Genomic DNA, 16209 nt, shown 5'->3' on the forward strand with positions numbered 1-16209 from the left:
GACATAGGCATAATGATTAATCTAATCGGCGTAGCGGTTTTAATTGCGTTAACTGCGTTTTTCGTTGCGTCGGAGTTTGCGATTGTCAAAATACGAAGCACACAACTTGAACCCCATATTGAGGGCGGCAGCAAACGGGCGTTAGCGGCGAAAAAAGTCGTTACCCACTTGGACGAGTATTTATCTGCCTGCCAACTTGGAATCACGATTACGGCCCTCGGGATTGGGCGTTTGGCAGAGCCGACATTTGAGCGGATGCTCCATCCGGTCATTGGCTCCTTTGCGATTAGCGATGCGCTAGTAACAACGATTTCGTTTCTTATCTCTTTTTTATTTGCAACGTTTTTGCATGTTGTAATTGGTGAACTTGCTCCGAAGACGATCGCGATTCAACGAGCCGAACAGGTGACGCTTTGGATTGCGCGGCCACTCATCTGGTTTTATCTCTTGCTCTACCCATTTATATGGCTTTTGAACGGTTCCGCCCGTCTGATCGTGAAAGCTTTTGGGTTCCAACCAATGAGTGAACATGAAGTGACGCATAGTGAAGAAGAGTTGCGCTTGATTTTGTCGGAAAGTTACAAAGGCGGGGAGATTAACCAAGCGGAATACAATTATGTGAACAAGATCTTTGAATTTGATGAGCGGATTGCCAAAGAAATTATGGTTCCGCGGACGGAAATGGCCACACTTACGATTGACGACGATATGGATGAAATCCTTGCGAAAATCCGTGACCAAAAATATACGCGCTATCCTGTCACAGACGGAGATAAGGACCATGTCCTTGGAATTGTCAATGTGCGAGAGCTTTTAGGAAAGTTGGCGTATGAGCCAGACCATCCCTTAGACTTAAAGGAAATTATGCGTCCTGCGATTACAATCATTGAGTCCGTTCCAATTCGCGACATTCTTGTGGAAATGCAGAAAAACCAGAGCCATATGGCGATCCTTTTTGATGAATACGGCGGAACGGCCGGCTTGGTCACAATGGAGGACATCATTGAAGAAATCGTCGGCGACATCAATGATGAATTTGACATTGAAGAAGAACCGCATATTCAAAAAATTGCCGAGCACCACTACCGTATTAGCGGGCAGACGCTCATAAGCGAATTGAATGAGTTGCTCCACATTGATATGGACGACGAAGACGCAGACACAATTGGCGGCTGGATGCTCACACAAAAATACGATCTTCAAGAAGAAGAAACGCTCACCTATGGCAAGTATACGTTTAAAGTCAATTCGTTTGAAGGCTACCAAATCAACACCGTTGATGTGTTTTTAACGCCTAAGGAAGCGATGGAAATCGAATAGGATGAACCCCTTCTCCCTTAAAAAGAGAAGGGGTCAGACTGTAGACAAACGCTCGCATACTTCGTCGTTTGTCTCAGTCATATGCTCATGAACCCACGTTCTATTCGCATCTTCCCTCGCCTGCACTCCTCGTCTGACAAGCGTTTTCTATCAGTCTGAGTGGGCGGTTATCGACTTTGTCGACAACCTCACCCCTTCTCCCTTAAAAAGAGAAGGGGTTTTTCACGTTTAGCCTTCCAGCCATCCGTGTACCAGACCTTCGTGTTTTTCGATCCATTCTGCTACAGCACTGTCCATATCATCCTCATACTGTTGTTGCAGCGTAAGAAGTTCAGACAGCGTTTCCTCTGTAAAATAGCAATTATTCAGCGATTGAATTAGATCTGGTTCATCTTCTGCTAAACCATTGCGAGCCATATAGTAAATATCATCTGCTTCGCCATAAACACGATCTGGGTCATCCAGGAACTTTAAATCATAAGATCCAAATGTCCAATGAGGGCTCCAAAGAGTGACGACAATCGGTTCCTCGTTTTTGTAACGGGTATCAAGCTCGGCAATCATGGCTTGTTCAGAAGAGGATTGTAAAGTAAACTCGTCCAAATCGTAATGGTCCATGACTTCGTCTTGCGTCAATTGCATTAACGCCGAGCCTGGATCAATCCCTGTAATCGTTCCCTCGAGCTCGTCGAAATAGCTAGATAAGTCTTCAATTGTTTCCACATCATCCATATACGAAGGGACAGCCAGCCCTAAGGTTGTCCCTTCGTACAGGACGCCATCAAGTTGTACGTCTATTTCTTCAGAATCGAGTGAAACGTATGCTTGGTCAGTGAAAGGGAGCCACGTATTAAAGCCAATATCGATGTCGCCGTTTTCGACTCCATTAAAAAGCATTGCTTTTTCCACAAGGGAAAGTTCCACTTGGTAGCCTTGTTCCTCTAAAAGCGTTTTCCACAAATGAGCAAAAGCGATTGACTCTGCATAATTGTTGTGGCCTATTGTAATCGTTTTTTCATTGCTGGCACAGCCGCCAAGTGTCAAAGCGGCCAAAAAAACTCCAGTTATACTTGTTATTTTGTTCACAACATTCCTCCTGAAATGAAATAAGGTACAGATTTATTATACAAAAAGGCCCATAAAAAATTGCCTACGAACCTGAGTCCGCCTCCGCTTGTTGTTTAACTTCTTCCAAAAATGATCGGTACCCCTCTTGGTTTCCTGTAGTCTTCGCTATTTTTTCTAAGCTGTCAAGAAAATGACTTCTCGTATAATTGAACGTGAAAGGAGCGCGATAGCCTTTTGCGACCATTAGTGCAAATTCCCAAGAAATTTGATAATAAGAAGAATCGATCGATTCAACGAGAAGACAGACGGCCTCAAGCACATCATTGGTGATGACAGGGTCGTCTTGGGCGTAAATGGTGATGTGGGAGAAGGTGGAGTACAAATAAAATTCAAATGTTTCTTTTTTAATAATGACGCGCAGGTCGTTTTTTTGATCAGTCAAGTAAGGCGTAAAACGAGTTACTTTTGAAATCGACAAGAGCAAATCTGTCAACTGGAAAATCGCGTTTGAAGCCGTATCCGGATCGTCATTGCCAATCGACTTAATCGCAATTTCTTTTAGCTTGTTAATGCCAAATTCAAGGTCTTGAACTTCTGTTTTTTTTGCGCCAATGTACACCCATTGCCGCAATCTCTCCACATTTGCGTGATTGCTTCCCTTTTCCCAATAAGTCATCAGAGGCGTTCCTTCCAATACAAACTCGCCTATCCGTTTCTCAAAACGAATGATTAGATTCTTTTTTTGTGCATACCGTACGAGGCTTTTGTAATTGACAATTTGAATATAGCCCGACTTGGCTGCACAAACAGTAATGGCCTCCTGGTTGCAAAGATCATTCGTAGACCCATTCGGTTCCCGTGTCCTGTAAGGCTCTAAATCTTTTCCAAGCGTCTCCAGTATTTGGTTTTTGGACTCGTTTTTCATATTGAACATAATATTCGGGACTTGCATCCAATTAACAGAATGGTTAATAAAGTAGATAAAGGCAGCAACGGCACTCAACATAAACAGAACCGTCATCGTCGGAATGGCAAAGTAATAATTGGCCACTTGTTGATCAAGCAGAAAAAACGAAAAAAGAATAAACACAAACACCAAATTAAAAATCCCCATCACATGTTGGGTGCGCTTATCAGAAATAAACGTCGTCAACATCCGCGGCGTAAATTGCCCGGAAAAATTCGTCAGAACCACTAAAATCGAGTTTAAGGTAAATGCATTTAACGTAATGATCCCAGCTACGAGTGAGCTGACGATTTGCCGTGTCAATTCATAGTCTGCCTGAAAAAAGTGAGGCACTGCTCTACCTAAAGATAGCTCCATGTCAACCCAATAAGCAATCGCAACCAAGCAAACACCTACGATCGCATACAACAAGCAAATGACCCAGACATTTGCTTTCATCTCGTAGCGAAATTGGCGTATGGACAAATTTTTGAATTTTTTTAGCATGCGCGGAAAAAGGTGCAAAAAATGCATTTGTTTTTTCCTTTCATCTGGATGATTATAGCAAGACAATGTCCTTTACCCCTGTTCGCTCCATATCAAACCAGCCGAAAGGTGCTTCAGGGAGTCAAGATGCAGAAATGGACAACAAACAAAACGCCTTGAGAGGCAAAGGCGTTTTATTTGTCAAATGTGTTTTTGTTATAACCCGGCTTCATATTGCAAACGCTTGGAGAGTTCTCTAAACTGTTCTTCATCAAAACCAGGTGCATATTCTTCTGGCACAGGATCAAGATCAGGTATCTTTCCGCCTTCTGGTGTCCCATCGACGACTTCTAATTCCCCTGGAGGGCCAATCGGCGTCGGGCCAGACCAAATGCGGTTAAGCAATTGATAATCATCATCGCTGAAACGATAAAGCTTACGGTGCACGCCCATTGCTTCATACTTATGCGCGTGGTCGAATTTGCTGTTATCCAAGTCTGGGATAGGCAGCAATTTCGTCATATTGACGCCTGTGATTTCTTCAAGCGCCCGTGCATAAGCAACAGCGTGGACACTTCCTCGAACGAGCAAATAACCGATTAACTCCCGTGCAGTTTCATTCTCTGTCATTTGGTAAACACGCATTTTATGGGTGCGGGCGCCGCATTCTAAATAAAAATTGTGAAGAAGATCATGGACTAAATTGCCACTCGAAAATACATTGTCGCCTGTCCATGGTTTGCCACTGGAGTCTGTCGGCAGCGCATTTTGACCGCCAAGCAAAAAGTTAAATTTGTTGCCGATGCCTTGAACTTCTTTAAGCGGGGCATGGTCTGGGTTGGTGCTGCCATTGCCAACAGACCCGTCCAAACATAGATTGATTGTATTGGCGACAAGCTCTACATGGCCTAGTTCCTCTGCTGTAATGCTCGCAATCAACTCATAAAAAGGGCGAAGCTTTTTTTTGCTACGGAAATTAAACGATTGGAACATATAGTTGTTCAGTGTCGACATTTCGCCAAAGCGGCCGCCTAACAATTCTTGCACCACGCCAGCTGATTCTGGATCAGGTTCATTTAGTTCAGGCAAATCAATTTGCAGTTTATCAATACGCTTAAACAATGATATCCCTCCCGGCGAATATGGTAGTGTTCTTGGACTACCTACCCGGTACAGAAAGCTTTAAAACGGAAAGTAGCTCCAATGGTACGATTGCTGTTCCTCCTGAGCCTTAACATGCCAGCGTATTTTAGCAAAAGAACTGTTTTGCTTAGATTCAACTGTACGCGTTGTAAAAAAGATGCTTAAGAAATATTCATTACATGTCTATCTGTGCTGCGATACTCTAGCAAATGATAAAAACATATGGGCAAAAAAAGCGTCCGGCAATACGTATTGCCGGACGCGTGAGTCCCAAAGTTACTGCACATACTTCCCATAATCAGGAACAGCGATGCGTTCAAATTGCTGGTCAAGGACAGCAAGGCTGTCGCGAAGCTCTTGACCAAAAAGAGGCAATCCATGGCCAGGAACGAGGACGGCTGGATCCAATGACCGGAGTTTTTGGACGGAGCGGTGTGCCGCTGTCCAATCGGTGGTCCAGTAGCGGGGCGGACCTTGAATTTCTTGATTTTGTGTGATGACGTCAAATAACTCGTCTTGCTTCACAGTTATAATGGCATCTGCTGATAGCAAAGCTTTGTCCCGCTCACGGAAAAAGGCAACTTGTCCAGGGGAATGCCCAGGTACGTGCAGCCATGTCCATTCATTCTCAAGCCCGGCGAAATCAAGTTTGTCAGGCAGTGGCTTGACATAGTCGTCAAGCTGGATCGGTTCATTTGGAAAGAAGCGAGATAGCTTGGCTACTACCCCTCCTTCGACAGTGGCATCCGGTTTCGGATAAGCTTTTTCGCCTGTTACATAAGGCAGCTCATCGGGATGAATGTAGATAGGGACATCCCATTTTTGTGCTAGATCAAAAGCGCCACCTACGTGGTCAAAATGACCATGTGTTAATAGAATCGCTGATGGAGGGTTGCTTTCGCCAAATTGCTTGATGAGCGCCTCTACAATCATGTCGCTTTTTCCAGGCATGCCTGTATCAATTAACACCCAACCGTGTGCGTTTGTAGGGTCGCCAATAAAACAAACATTGACAATTTGTGTTGTGAAACAAAAGAGCTTTTCCGTCACTTTTTGCATGAGCCCGCTCGTTGCTGAAGTCATCGGCAGTTTGACTGTATTCGGAGTTGTGTGATTCCAATCAACGATATCCATTGCTATCCCTCCACAATTGTGATGCCTCTAGTGTGTACAAGAAAACAAAAACCATGTATTAGACGGTGGGCAACCCCGTTCATCACCGCGTGCGGGATATCTAGTCATTGTCTGCCATGAAAATCATTGCTCACTTGGATTTGCTCCATCACTCCCCGTCTGTTGATTGATGAGGGGACAATACTTACAGTTTAAAAATCGTTTTAATGTTGCCGTCTTCTTTTTGGTCAAATATCTGATAAGCGTCTTGGGCGTCTTCAATGCCCATTCGATGCGTAATGATATCAGTTGGGTCAATCGTCCCTCTTTCAATCATGGTGTAAAGGGTCGGCATTAAATGAACAACAGGGGCTTGCCCCATTTTTAAAGAAACATTGCGTGTGAAAAAATCGTTAATTGGGAATTGATTGGCTTCTGAACCGTATACGCCGGTAATTTGCACCGTGCCGAATTTCCGCACAGCTTCGCTGGCGGTTACAATTGGCTGGATCGTACCGAATTGGTTGTCTCCACTTGAGCCAAATGTTTCTCCTGGGGGAACGGTGCCATCCATGCCTACGCAATCAATGACCACGTCGGCGCCGCCCTCTGTGTCTTCGTAGAGCTGTTTGCCTATGTCAGGCGTATCGCTGAAGTTATAGGTTTCCACTAAGTTGGTCCGTTTTCCATGTTCAAGGCGGTGTGCGACTTGGTCAACAGCAATAACACGTTTGGCGCCATGAAGCCAAGCAAATTTTTGTGCCATTAAGCCAATCGGCCCACAACCTAAAATAATAACCGTATCGCCTGTCGAAACGCCGGCATGTTTGACGCTCCAGTAAGCAGTAGGGATCACATCCGATAGTAAAACAACTTGCTCGTCATCCAATTCACTCGCGTCCGGTAGCTTAAACGGCGTAAAATCGCCATAAGGCACGCGCAAATACTCGGCTTGCCCGCCTGGATAATTTCCAAACTGCTCAGCAAAACCAAATAATCCACCTGCGTCCGAATGAGGATTTCCGTTAGAGTTGTCGCACTGGCTTTCCATTTGGTGTTGGCAAAAAAAAACATTCTCCGCAGCTTACGTTAAAAGGAATGACGACGCGGTCGCCCTTTTTTAACGACTTGACCATTGGACCGACTTCCTCGACGATTCCCATCGGTTCATGGCCTACTACATAATCGGTTTCAGGCACGATGCCGCCGTGATACAAATGCAAATCCGATCCGCAAATACCACTTGCGGTAATTTTTACTATAATGTCTGTGTCTTGTTGAATGGAAGGTGCAGGTACTTCCTTTGGTTCCATTTGTTTTTTGCCTTGAAAGGTAACTGCTTTCATCTGTGAATGCCCCTCCTTTTTAGTATGTAAGGGGCTATTCCTTATCTAACGGAGATTAAAACTTCCGTGGACAATCTTCCATAAAAGCGCCGCTGCATCACGATGCAGCGGCGCTTTTATGAGAGAGTTACGATTTTCCTTTTCGCATGTTGAGCATTTGAAAAATAAAAACGACTAAAGCAACAATTAGCAACAGGTTAATGAGCCCTCCGCCAATGTCAGCAATCAAGCCTAGCAGCCACAATACTAAAATAATGACAATAATGGTCCACAGCATCTTTTTCACTCCCGTTTTTAACATGTTTGTTTTTTTATCTTTCCCTAATCGGTCATTGTTAAACATACAAGGGGGGTGTAGAAAGTGGAGGCTATGGTATAGTGAAAATAGTGATGAGTAAAGGGGTGGCACAAATGGGAGGACTAGCAGGAAAACATGTGGCCTTAACTGCTTCGCGGAAAACGGAAGAAATGGAGGCGCTTTTACATAAGCAGGGGGCAACGAGCGCGGTTCGTTCGTTGCAAGGCACCGTCATTCAAGATCAAGAAACCGTGACAGAAGCGATAAAATCAGGGCTTGCTACACAGCCTGATTGGTTTATCTTTACGACTGGTATCGGTGTCCAGACGCTTCTGGCCTTTGCAGAGGAAGCAGGGGTAAAAGAGGCATTTTTAAAGCAAGTTCGTTCTGCTCACATTGCTGTGCGTGGCTATAAAGCCAAAAACGCGTTGTTGAAAGAAAATATAGCAATGGATGTCGTGTCAGAAGATGGGACGACCGCACAATTAGTTGAGCAGTTAAAGGAAATGGACTGGAACGGAAAAAAAGTCATTGTTCAGCAGTACGGTCTGCCTTCACCGACGTTAGAACAGTTTTTGACAGAGGGGGAGGCGATGGTGTCCACATGGCTCCCCTATATCCACTATGCTCCTAAAGGAGAAACGATTGACTTGTTTTTAGAGGAGTTGCTCGAGAAAAAAGAGTACGATGCCGTTTGCTTTACAACGGCATTACAAGTAAAGGCGCTATTTGCTAGGGCAAGTGAAACAGGTAGGCACGAGCAGCTTTTGCATGTGTTTGCTGGCCCGACAGTTGCATGCGCCGTTGGCAAAGTGACAGCTGAAGCCCTTTCAGAAGAAGGGGTCAGGCGTGTTGTCTATCCTAAAAAAGAACGGATGGGCGCGATGGTAGTCGAACTAGGCAAGTTTTTAGAAGCGTGATGGTTGTGCTTCGTAAAATAACAGTGTGTAGCAGTAATATGAGTAAAATTAATTTTGACCAGCTGTTTATGGCTGGTCTTTTTTGCGTTAAAAAACAGGTTTACAAAAACAAAAGTTTACTGTATAGTTGATTACACGACTAATCAACCAATCAACAATAAGGAGGAACGAGAATGTGAAGTCCGTTTTTGATGATTCGAAGCCAATTTTTCAACAAATATCAGAAATGATAGCGGATGATATTGTGGACGGCCAACTGCAAGAGGGAGATCAGCTTCCTTCAACTACGGCACTTTCTCAATTTTATCGCATCAACCGGGCGACTGCGCAAAAAGGATTGGCGGCGTTAGTGGACGGTGGGTATGTATATAAACAACGGGGAGTTGGCATGTTCGTCGCAGAAGGAGCACGAGACAAACTTCTAGCTGAGCGCAAACTTGATTTTCACCAACAATACGTGCGGCCGATGCTGGAGGAAGCAAGGCGAATCCATTTACCAAAAAAAGAGATCATTCGTTTGATTGAGGAGGATTATGATGATTGAAATGAACGATGTGCACTTTTCCTATGGGGAGACCAAGGCGCTACAGAATGTAACAATCGACGAGAAAGAGCCTATTATTATTGGACTTTGGGGCCGCAATGGCGCCGGAAAAACAACATTAATGAAGCTCTTGGCGGGATTAGAAAAGCCAGAGAGCGGCACGGTGCTTGTCAACGGAATTGCGCCCTACAATTATAGTGGGTCAATGAGGCATGTGGCTTATATGCATGAAAACCATCCGTTTTCAGAGTTATGGAATGTTACGGATGCTTTACGATTCGCTTCGTATTTTTATCAAAACTGGGACACGGAATTAGCGAATAAACTAGTTGATTTATTTGAACTGCCGTGCCACAAAAAAATTCGCAAGTTTTCAAAAGGGATGCAGACGTTGACGAAAATCGTCATCGGCTTGGCCTCCAAAACCCCTGTGACGATTATGGATGAACCAACAAATGGGCTAGATGCTGACATGCGAAAGCTATTCTATGAAGTTCTGTTAGAAACGTATGAAGAGCATCCACGTCTGTTTCTGTTGTCTACCCACCATATCGATGAATTAAAGCCTTTGTGCGAAAAAATCGCGATTGTCGATCAGAAAACGATCATTCGTTATGAAGAAACCGAAATGTTAACGGTGCAAGGCATTTTGTTGACTGGGGAGAGAGCGGCCATTGAGGAACTAACGGCAGGGTATAACATTTTAGAGGAACGTACTCTTGGAAATGTCGTGAATGTCATGCTTGATGATTCCTTTTCTGAAACATGGGCAGAGCGGGCTAAAGCAGCTCATGTGAATATTGAAAAGGCCTCTCTTCAAGATTACCTTGTTTCTTTAACAAAAAAACAAAAGAAGGAAGTGCAGCAATGAACGCATTGAAAGGTCCTTTTCGTTTAATGTTTGAAGACATGCGAATGCAGTTTTATATTTTGACGGGTATAACTGTTGCATTATGGTTGTTCTTTCTAGTGTTAGGAATGAGTGTAGACACATTTATGGGCACGTTGTTTGGCCCTTATTATGGCTTGTTTGCGATTTATCCGTTTTTAGTTTACAACAAAGGGTACGTTTACACGCTTGCACTTGGGGGGACAAGAAAGCAGTTTTTGTTTAGTATGCTAGCGGCCTCTGGCTTGTTTATAGTCATTTGCATGGCTGTGTTAAATGGTCTTTACCAACTAAATGCGTTTTTGCTTAACCAAGGAGTAATCAATATGCCCCTCTTTCATATGGGCGAATTAGTTGGTTCTGCCAATCCGTTGCTTTATTTCTGGGTTGACCTCCTTTGGTGTGTGTTTCTGTTTGGCGTTAGCTTTGGTATAAACTCTGTCTGGTTTTATTTTGGAACGGTGCGTTTCTTGTTAGGCTTAACCGGAGTTGCACTAGTTGTCATTGCCTATTTGGCGTTTGCTGACCTTCGCACCTTGTTTACTTGGATTGTTGAAAGCCATCTTGTCTTTTTACATGCTATTGGCGCAATCGGCTTCGCAGCTGCCGCCCTTTCATATGTAATTATGAAAAATGGCCCACTTGAACGAGGCGGTGAGAAAGGCTTCCTCTTTAAAAACAAAACAGTTCAAGACTAACGAGCTGGTATATGCAAAACATAAAATCCAAAGCGACTTGGCGATTGCCTGCTTTGGATTTTATGTTCTCAAAATGACAGCGATCAGGCTTTAACGACATCGAATCGGTTTTCATGTTGGTTAAAAAATGAAACCCATTCTCTAGTGGGCACGTAAAGTTAATGGATGTCAAGCAGTTTAGCGGCAGAGTTGCACAACTCACGGAGCTCCTTAACGGTGGCCATCGTTGCCAACATCCCTTGAAAAATGATTTTCTTAGGCTCCTTTTTATCCAATTCAGCCTGTAATACAGATAGGGCGTCGAGGACTTCTTGCTTTTTTTCATCTGGGATGTGCAAAGTTGGCAATCGTTTTTGAATCGCTGAAAGTGTTTGCCTAACTTGCTCCTCTGTGCTGCTTGAACATGGCCAGTCTAACTGTTGAAGACGCTGTTCGGTGACGAACGGCTCTTCGCCCCCAGCAACTAGTCCTTCGGCCAAGTTGTCGAGCCGCCTTAGCAAATAAGTGGCTGTCTTTCTAGGGTCAAGGGGATGATTTGTTAAAAGCAGAAGCTTGAAAAGCGAATGACTTAACCCTTCAAATAGCAGGATTAAGTCAGGAATATAGCGCTCCGCTTCCTGTCCGTAGATCGACAACAGTGACCGTTTCTGCCAGTTGTAGTGCTCGAGCTTTTTCTCATACACAAACTGTCGCACCTCGTGGCTAATGGGTAGCACTTGTTCTTGAAAATGCATGATAATAAACTCTTTATGCTTCGAAACCTCGGCAAACAAAAACTCAATTTGTGTTTGAAATGCCTGCCTTGGCGTTAGCTTTTTTTGCTCAATCCGGTCCAATAAAGCGGACATCTTTTCGTAATAGTAGCGGTAAATGTCGATAAGCAACTGGTCTTTTGACTCAAAATGCAAATAAAAAGCACCTTTTGAGATTCCAGCCTCAGATGCGATTTCTTGAATAGACGTTGAAAAGTAGCCCTTTTCGGCAAATAAGTGAATCGCCGTTTCGATAATCGTTGTTTTTTTCTCGTTCATCCTATTCCCATCCTCTCGGAGTTGCCATTATCGTAACAGATTAGATGGCAACAAAGCAATCAAAAATGACTACTCAGTCATAAAAGGGGAATCCCAGCTGTGTTTCTGTAAATTTTTTTGTGTAAAATTGTTGGCACAGTTGTATTTTAACGTTTAATCAACTAAGATTAAGTGTATAAAATTGACCGGTCAGTCATGACGCGACTGCAACAATTAGGAGGGGGAACATGAAACGAAAATATACATTGCTTATCGGCGGCCTCTGGACGAATCAAGCCACTACATATGTACGAGAAATAACGACAACACCACCCTATTCATTAGAAGAAATCGTCTCACGCCTAAAATCAATCGGTGTTGACGCATCCGTTTGTGAAAGGCCGTTATAGGATAGGGGAGTGTAATTAGAGAGAAGGGGAGAATACGCTACATGAAATCGATTATTCAGTTTTCGATGAATAATAAGTTTGCCGTCTGGCTGTTGACGGTTATGATCATTGTCTTCGGTTTGTATGCTGGGATGACAATGAACAGAGAAGTGATACCGGACATTGATGCACCAGTTGTTACGGTATCAGGCGCTTATCCTGGCGCTACGCCAGAGGAAGTCGCCAACGAGGTATCGATCCCGATTGAACAAGCCGTAGAAAATTTGGACGGCGTATCGGCCGTGAACTCGTCTTCTTTTGAAAACTTCGCTTCCATTCAAATCGAATATGAATTTAGCAAGGAAATGGATGAGGCTGAAGCAGAGGCAAAAGAAGCGATTGACCAACTTGAATTTGCAGATGGGGTTGAAGAACCAACCGTATCCCGTATTAACTTTGGTGCTTTTCCTATTTTAACATTGAGCGTTTCTGAGGAAGGCGCATCGTTGACGGAGCTAACTGAGCGTGTTGAGCAGGACATTATTCCGGAGCTAGAAGGCTTGCCAGGAATTGAATCAGTTACCGCTGCAGGTCAAGAAACAAAAGAAGTGCAGATCACTTTTGATGAAGAGGCGCTTGCCGAACATGGCCTAGACGAAGAAACAGTTACACAATTGTTGGAAGCATCATCCATGCGATTCCCGTTAGGGCTTTATACATTTTCAGGTGAAGAACAGTCCGTTGTCATCGACGGCAAAGTGACTACACTTGATGATTTGCGGAATTTGCAGCTTCCGTCCATCCCTGCTGACGGTGGTACGCCAGAAATGGGGCAATTGCCTGAAGGCGGCATGCCTGAAGGTGAAATGCCTGAAGGTGAAATGCCACAAATGCCGGAGGGGGAAATACCTGAAGGAAACGGGCCAATTGAAGGGCAACAAGGCATGGAAGGTGGAGAACTGACTGGAGAAATGCCTGAGCTTGCGCTTGAAACGGTTGCGCTTGAAGATGTAGCTGACATTGAAGTTGTCAATGAGTCGAATTCGATTTCAAGAACGAACGGCCAAACGGCAATCGGGGTCGAAATCGTTAAAGCAGGGGATGCCAACACAGTCGCAGTAGCTGACGAAGTAAAAGAAGCGATTGCTTCTTTTGAAGAAGACGGGCTATCGCTTTCCATTACAACGGATCAGGCAAAACCAATTGAAGAATCTGTTGCGACAATGGTAAACAAAGCGTTGTTTGGCGCGCTGTTTGCAGTGGTTATCATCCTGTTGTTTTTGCGGAATATCCGTACGACAGTAATTTCCGTTATCTCCATTCCAGTTTCGCTATTTATCGCTTTAATCGTGCTTCAGCAGTTGGATATTACTTTAAATATCATGACTCTTGGCGCGATGACCGTTGCCATTGGCCGGGTTATTGATGACTCCATTGTTGTCGTTGAAAATATTTTTAGGCGAATGGGGTCAAAAGAAGAAAAACTGTCTGGCCGTGCATTGATCCAAGATGCAACGAAAGAAGTGTTTAAGCCAATTCTGTCTTCCACGATTGTGACAGCGGTTGTGTTCCTGCCGCTCGGGCTTGTCGAGGGAATGGTTGGGGAGTTGTTCCTTCCATTTGGCTTAACGGTTATTTTCGCTTTATTTGCCTCTTTGCTTGTTGCCATTACGGTTGTGCCGATGATGGCAAATTCGCTCTTTAAAAAGGGCGCACCTGAAAAACATAAAAAGCAAGAAGAAAAGCCAGGGAAGTTGGCATCTGGCTACCGACGCCTATTGGAAGCGGCTCTTAACCATAAAATCATCACTTCGCTTATCGCCATTGCCCTGTTAGTAGGCAGCTTGTTCCTTACGCCTTTTGTCGGTGTAAGCTTTTTGCCAGAAGAAGAAGAGAAGCTTGTTTTTGCAACCTATTCGCCTAATGCAGGGACAACGTTTGAAGATGCAGAAAACGACGTCAATGCAGCGGAAGAAGTGCTCCTTGACAGAGAAGGAGTTGACGTATTCCAACTTTCCCTTGGGGCACAAAGCTCATCGATGGCCATGATGCAGGCGGGAGATAATTCGGCGATCTTCTATATTCAATATGAAGATGAGTTTGAAGGCTTTACACAAGAAAAAGAAGCTGTTGTCGAGGCGTTAGAAGAAGTAACGGAAAACGGCACATGGACTGGGCAAGACATTGCGACTGGTGGCGTAGGTTCAAGCGAATTTTCGGTAACGGTGTTTGGCGATTCGGAAGAAGAGATCGAGCCGGCAGTTGAAGACATCAAAGCGCTTCTAGAGGAGCACGATGATTTGGCTGATCCCGAAACGTCTATTGCTGACCGCTATCAAGAGTACACGCTGAAAGTCGATCAAGAACGATTGAGTGAACTAGGCTTGACAACAGCACAGCTTGGCATGGCTCTGTACCATATTGATGACCATAACGCCGTTACGACGGTGGAAGCAGACGGGGAAGAGCTTGATGTGGTCATTGCGACAAATGAGGAAGAGTATGGCTCCCTTGAAGAACTAACTGACGTTGAAGTGGAAACGCAACTTGGTACACAAGTAGCGATCGCTGATCTTGTCTCAGTTGAAGAAGGTACGTCTTCTTCAACGATTACAAGAAGGGATGGGCAGATTTATGCTGAAGCATCGGCAAAAATTTTGTCTGATGATGTAGCTGGCGTCTCCACAACCGTTTTAAATGAAATTGAGGAATTAGCGCTTCCTGAAGGGGTTGACGTCCAAGTCGGAGGCGTAACCGCTGATATCGAAGAATCATTTACACAGTTAGGAATTGCCATGCTTGTTGCGATTGCGATCGTTTACTTTGTTTTAGTTGTAACTTTTGGCGGTGGACTTGCGCCATTTGCGATTCTATTCTCACTGCCGTTTATTGTAATTGGCGCCCTTGTTGGCTTGTTTGTGACAGGGGAAACCATTAGCATTTCTGTGTTAATTGGGATATTGATGTTAATCGGCATTGTTGTTACCAACGCAATTGTTCTGATTGACCGTGTGATCCATAAGGAAAAAGAAGGTCTTTCCACAAGAGAAGCACTTTTGGAAGCTGGAACAGTGCGGCTGCGCCCAATTTTGATGACCGCTCTTGTTACGATTGGCGCGTTGATTCCCCTTGCAATTGGTGCTGAAGGAGGCGGGCTCATTTCGAAAGGGCTAGGCATTACCGTCATTGGCGGTTTGACAAGCTCGACTTTGCTCACTTTGGTCATCGTTCCAATTGTTTACGAACTGTTAATGAAAATGCGCGGGAAACTTTTGCGCAAATAGCACGATTGCCCTCTGGCTTTATGAGCCAGAGGGCTTTTTCATCAAAATGAAAGTGATGTCCTTCCATATCATTCCTCGGATAGACGTTTTTGCTGTTTGGCATTCTAGAAGTACAAACCCAAGGAGGTGAAACGATATGGCAGACAACAGAAGCTCAAACAACTTGGTTGTACCTGGTGTGGAACAAGCACTTGACCAAATGAAGTATGAAATCGCGAGCGAGTTTGGCGTAAACCTCGGTGCTGATACAACTTCTCGTGCAAATGGTTCAGTAGGCGGAGAAATCACAAAACGCCTTGTGCAAATGGCTGAACAGCAAATGGGTGGCAAACAGTTTTAATTAAATAAACATGGCGAAGGCGGCTTACTAGCCGCCTTCAGACTTTCTATCAGTCTGAGTGCGGTTATCGACTTTGCCGACAACCTCAAGGTGGTTTACTAGCCGCCTTTTTATATAAGCATTACAAATGGATAAATAAGGATAAAAATACTCATACATAGTTCTTTAGCAAATGGTCATTCTAGTGGTATAGGGAGGTGAAACAACAATGGCAAACAATAGAAGTTCAAACAACTTGGTTGTACCTGGTGCTGAGCAAGCCCTTGAACAAATGAAAAACGAAATCGCAAGCGAATTTGGTGTAAACCTTGGCGCTGATACGACTTCCCGTGCAAACGGTTCTGTGGGCGGAGAAATCACAAAACGCCTCGTTCAAATGGCAGAGCAGCAAATGGGCGGACAACAACGTTAAACC

15 protein-coding genes and 1 pseudogene are annotated in these 16209 nt (G+C 44.4%); 9 read left to right on the forward strand and 7 right to left on the reverse strand.

All coding sequences use genetic code 11. The features are described from left to right. The first annotated feature begins 12 nt into the window (after positions 1 to 12). Positions 13 to 1320 (forward strand): hemolysin family protein, encoded by a 1308-nt coding sequence (locus N6H06_RS03835; RefSeq protein ID WP_062745760.1) that lies wholly within the window; start codon positions 13 to 15, stop codon positions 1318 to 1320. A 228-nt stretch (positions 1321 to 1548) separates the two neighbouring features. Here the strand turns inward: N6H06_RS03835 and N6H06_RS03840 are convergent, their stop codons facing one another. From N6H06_RS03840 to N6H06_RS03865, 6 genes and pseudogenes are all read right to left on the reverse strand, one after another. Then, positions 1549 to 2406, reverse strand: coding sequence for a glycine betaine ABC transporter substrate-binding protein (locus N6H06_RS03840; protein WP_263705668.1), 858 nt, complete (start codon positions 2404 to 2406; stop codon positions 1549 to 1551). Positions 2407 to 2470: 64 nt separating this feature from the next. Continuing rightward, positions 2471 to 3868: a DUF2254 domain-containing protein gene (locus N6H06_RS03845; protein ID WP_263705669.1), complete on the reverse strand. Its 1398-nt coding sequence runs from the start codon at positions 3866 to 3868 to the stop codon at positions 2471 to 2473. Positions 3869 to 4036: 168 nt separating this feature from the next. Then, positions 4037 to 4942, reverse strand: a complete 906-nt coding sequence (locus N6H06_RS03850) for a manganese catalase family protein (RefSeq protein ID WP_062745763.1) — start codon at positions 4940 to 4942, stop codon at positions 4037 to 4039. Between the two features lie 297 nt (positions 4943 to 5239). After that, entirely contained in the window at positions 5240 to 6097 is an 858-nt protein-coding gene (locus N6H06_RS03855; protein WP_062745765.1) for an MBL fold metallo-hydrolase, read from the reverse strand. A gap of 184 nt (positions 6098 to 6281) precedes the next feature. Then, positions 6282 to 7422 (reverse strand): annotated as a pseudogene (locus N6H06_RS03860) (alcohol dehydrogenase catalytic domain-containing protein). 127 nt (positions 7423 to 7549) lie between these two features. Continuing rightward, positions 7550 to 7699 (reverse strand): lmo0937 family membrane protein, encoded by a 150-nt coding sequence (locus N6H06_RS03865; protein ID WP_153020492.1) that lies wholly within the window; start codon positions 7697 to 7699, stop codon positions 7550 to 7552. A gap of 101 nt (positions 7700 to 7800) precedes the next feature. On the opposite strand from N6H06_RS03865, the gene N6H06_RS03870 reads away from it, so the two are divergent. The 4 genes from N6H06_RS03870 (at position 7801) to N6H06_RS03885 (ending at position 10771) form a co-directional block, all read left to right on the forward strand. Beyond that, positions 7801 to 8640, forward strand: coding sequence for a uroporphyrinogen-III synthase (locus N6H06_RS03870; protein ID WP_263705670.1), 840 nt, complete (start codon positions 7801 to 7803; stop codon positions 8638 to 8640). Positions 8641 to 8815: 175 nt separating this feature from the next. Continuing rightward, positions 8816 to 9184: a GntR family transcriptional regulator gene (locus N6H06_RS03875; RefSeq protein ID WP_011248248.1), complete on the forward strand. Its 369-nt coding sequence runs from the start codon at positions 8816 to 8818 to the stop codon at positions 9182 to 9184. After that, the gene (locus N6H06_RS03880) at positions 9177 to 10055 is read left to right on the forward strand and encodes an ATP-binding cassette domain-containing protein (RefSeq protein ID WP_213028939.1); all 879 of its coding nucleotides are present in this window, start codon (positions 9177 to 9179) and stop codon (positions 10053 to 10055) included. The genes N6H06_RS03875 and N6H06_RS03880 overlap by 8 nt, the downstream gene beginning before the upstream one ends. Next, entirely contained in the window at positions 10052 to 10771 is a 720-nt protein-coding gene (locus tag N6H06_RS03885) for a hypothetical protein (RefSeq protein WP_263705672.1), read from the forward strand. The genes N6H06_RS03880 and N6H06_RS03885 overlap by 4 nt, the downstream gene beginning before the upstream one ends. A 158-nt stretch (positions 10772 to 10929) precedes the next feature. On the opposite strand, the gene N6H06_RS03890 is transcribed toward N6H06_RS03885, so the two are convergent. Further along, positions 10930 to 11802: a TetR/AcrR family transcriptional regulator gene (locus N6H06_RS03890; protein WP_263705673.1), complete on the reverse strand. Its 873-nt coding sequence runs from the start codon at positions 11800 to 11802 to the stop codon at positions 10930 to 10932. Positions 11803 to 12029: 227 nt separating this feature from the next. Here N6H06_RS03890 and N6H06_RS03895 point away from each other — a divergent pair, with 227 nt between their 5' ends. From N6H06_RS03895 to N6H06_RS03910, 4 genes are all read left to right on the forward strand, one after another. Continuing rightward, the gene (locus N6H06_RS03895; protein WP_193754451.1) at positions 12030 to 12191 is read left to right on the forward strand and encodes a hypothetical protein; all 162 of its coding nucleotides are present in this window, start codon (positions 12030 to 12032) and stop codon (positions 12189 to 12191) included. Between the two features lie 41 nt (positions 12192 to 12232). Further along, on the forward strand, positions 12233 to 15454 hold the full coding sequence (locus N6H06_RS03900; RefSeq protein WP_263705674.1) for an efflux RND transporter permease subunit: 3222 nt from the start codon (positions 12233 to 12235) through the stop codon (positions 15452 to 15454). Positions 15455 to 15590: 136 nt separating this feature from the next. Continuing rightward, on the forward strand, positions 15591 to 15794 hold the full coding sequence (locus tag N6H06_RS03905; protein ID WP_062745776.1) for an alpha/beta-type small acid-soluble spore protein: 204 nt from the start codon (positions 15591 to 15593) through the stop codon (positions 15792 to 15794). A gap of 208 nt (positions 15795 to 16002) precedes the next feature. Further along, entirely contained in the window at positions 16003 to 16206 is a 204-nt protein-coding gene (locus N6H06_RS03910; RefSeq protein ID WP_011248242.1) for an alpha/beta-type small acid-soluble spore protein, read from the forward strand. Positions 16207 to 16209: the final 3 nt, after the last annotated feature.

The sequence above is a fragment of the Shouchella tritolerans genome, assembly GCF_025770735.1.
In the GTDB taxonomy this organism is placed as follows: Bacteria; Bacillota; Bacilli; order Bacillales; family Bacillaceae_D; genus Shouchella; species Shouchella tritolerans.

What these genes read in the sequence shown, in the direction of transcription:
- N6H06_RS03835 (WP_062745760.1), top strand. Translation starts at nt 13, where the DNA reads ATGATTAATCTAATCGGCGTAGCGGTTTTAATTGCGTTAACTGCGTTT.
- N6H06_RS03845 (WP_263705669.1), bottom strand. Translation starts at nt 3,868, where the DNA reads ATGCATTTTTTGCACCTTTTTCCGCGCATGCTAAAAAAATTCAAAAAT.
- N6H06_RS03855 (WP_062745765.1), bottom strand. Translation starts at nt 6,097, where the DNA reads ATGGATATCGTTGATTGGAATCACACAACTCCGAATACAGTCAAACTG.
- N6H06_RS03865 (WP_153020492.1), bottom strand. Translation starts at nt 7,699, where the DNA reads ATGCTGTGGACCATTATTGTCATTATTTTAGTATTGTGGCTGCTAGGC.
- N6H06_RS03880 (WP_213028939.1), top strand. Translation starts at nt 9,177, where the DNA reads ATGATTGAAATGAACGATGTGCACTTTTCCTATGGGGAGACCAAGGCG.
- N6H06_RS03885 (WP_263705672.1), top strand. Translation starts at nt 10,052, where the DNA reads ATGAACGCATTGAAAGGTCCTTTTCGTTTAATGTTTGAAGACATGCGA.
- N6H06_RS03890 (WP_263705673.1), bottom strand. Translation starts at nt 11,802, where the DNA reads ATGAACGAGAAAAAAACAACGATTATCGAAACGGCGATTCACTTATTT.
- N6H06_RS03895 (WP_193754451.1), top strand. Translation starts at nt 12,030, where the DNA reads ATGAAACGAAAATATACATTGCTTATCGGCGGCCTCTGGACGAATCAA.
- N6H06_RS03900 (WP_263705674.1), top strand. Translation starts at nt 12,233, where the DNA reads ATGAAATCGATTATTCAGTTTTCGATGAATAATAAGTTTGCCGTCTGG.
- N6H06_RS03905 (WP_062745776.1), top strand. Translation starts at nt 15,591, where the DNA reads ATGGCAGACAACAGAAGCTCAAACAACTTGGTTGTACCTGGTGTGGAA.
- N6H06_RS03910 (WP_011248242.1), top strand. Translation starts at nt 16,003, where the DNA reads ATGGCAAACAATAGAAGTTCAAACAACTTGGTTGTACCTGGTGCTGAG.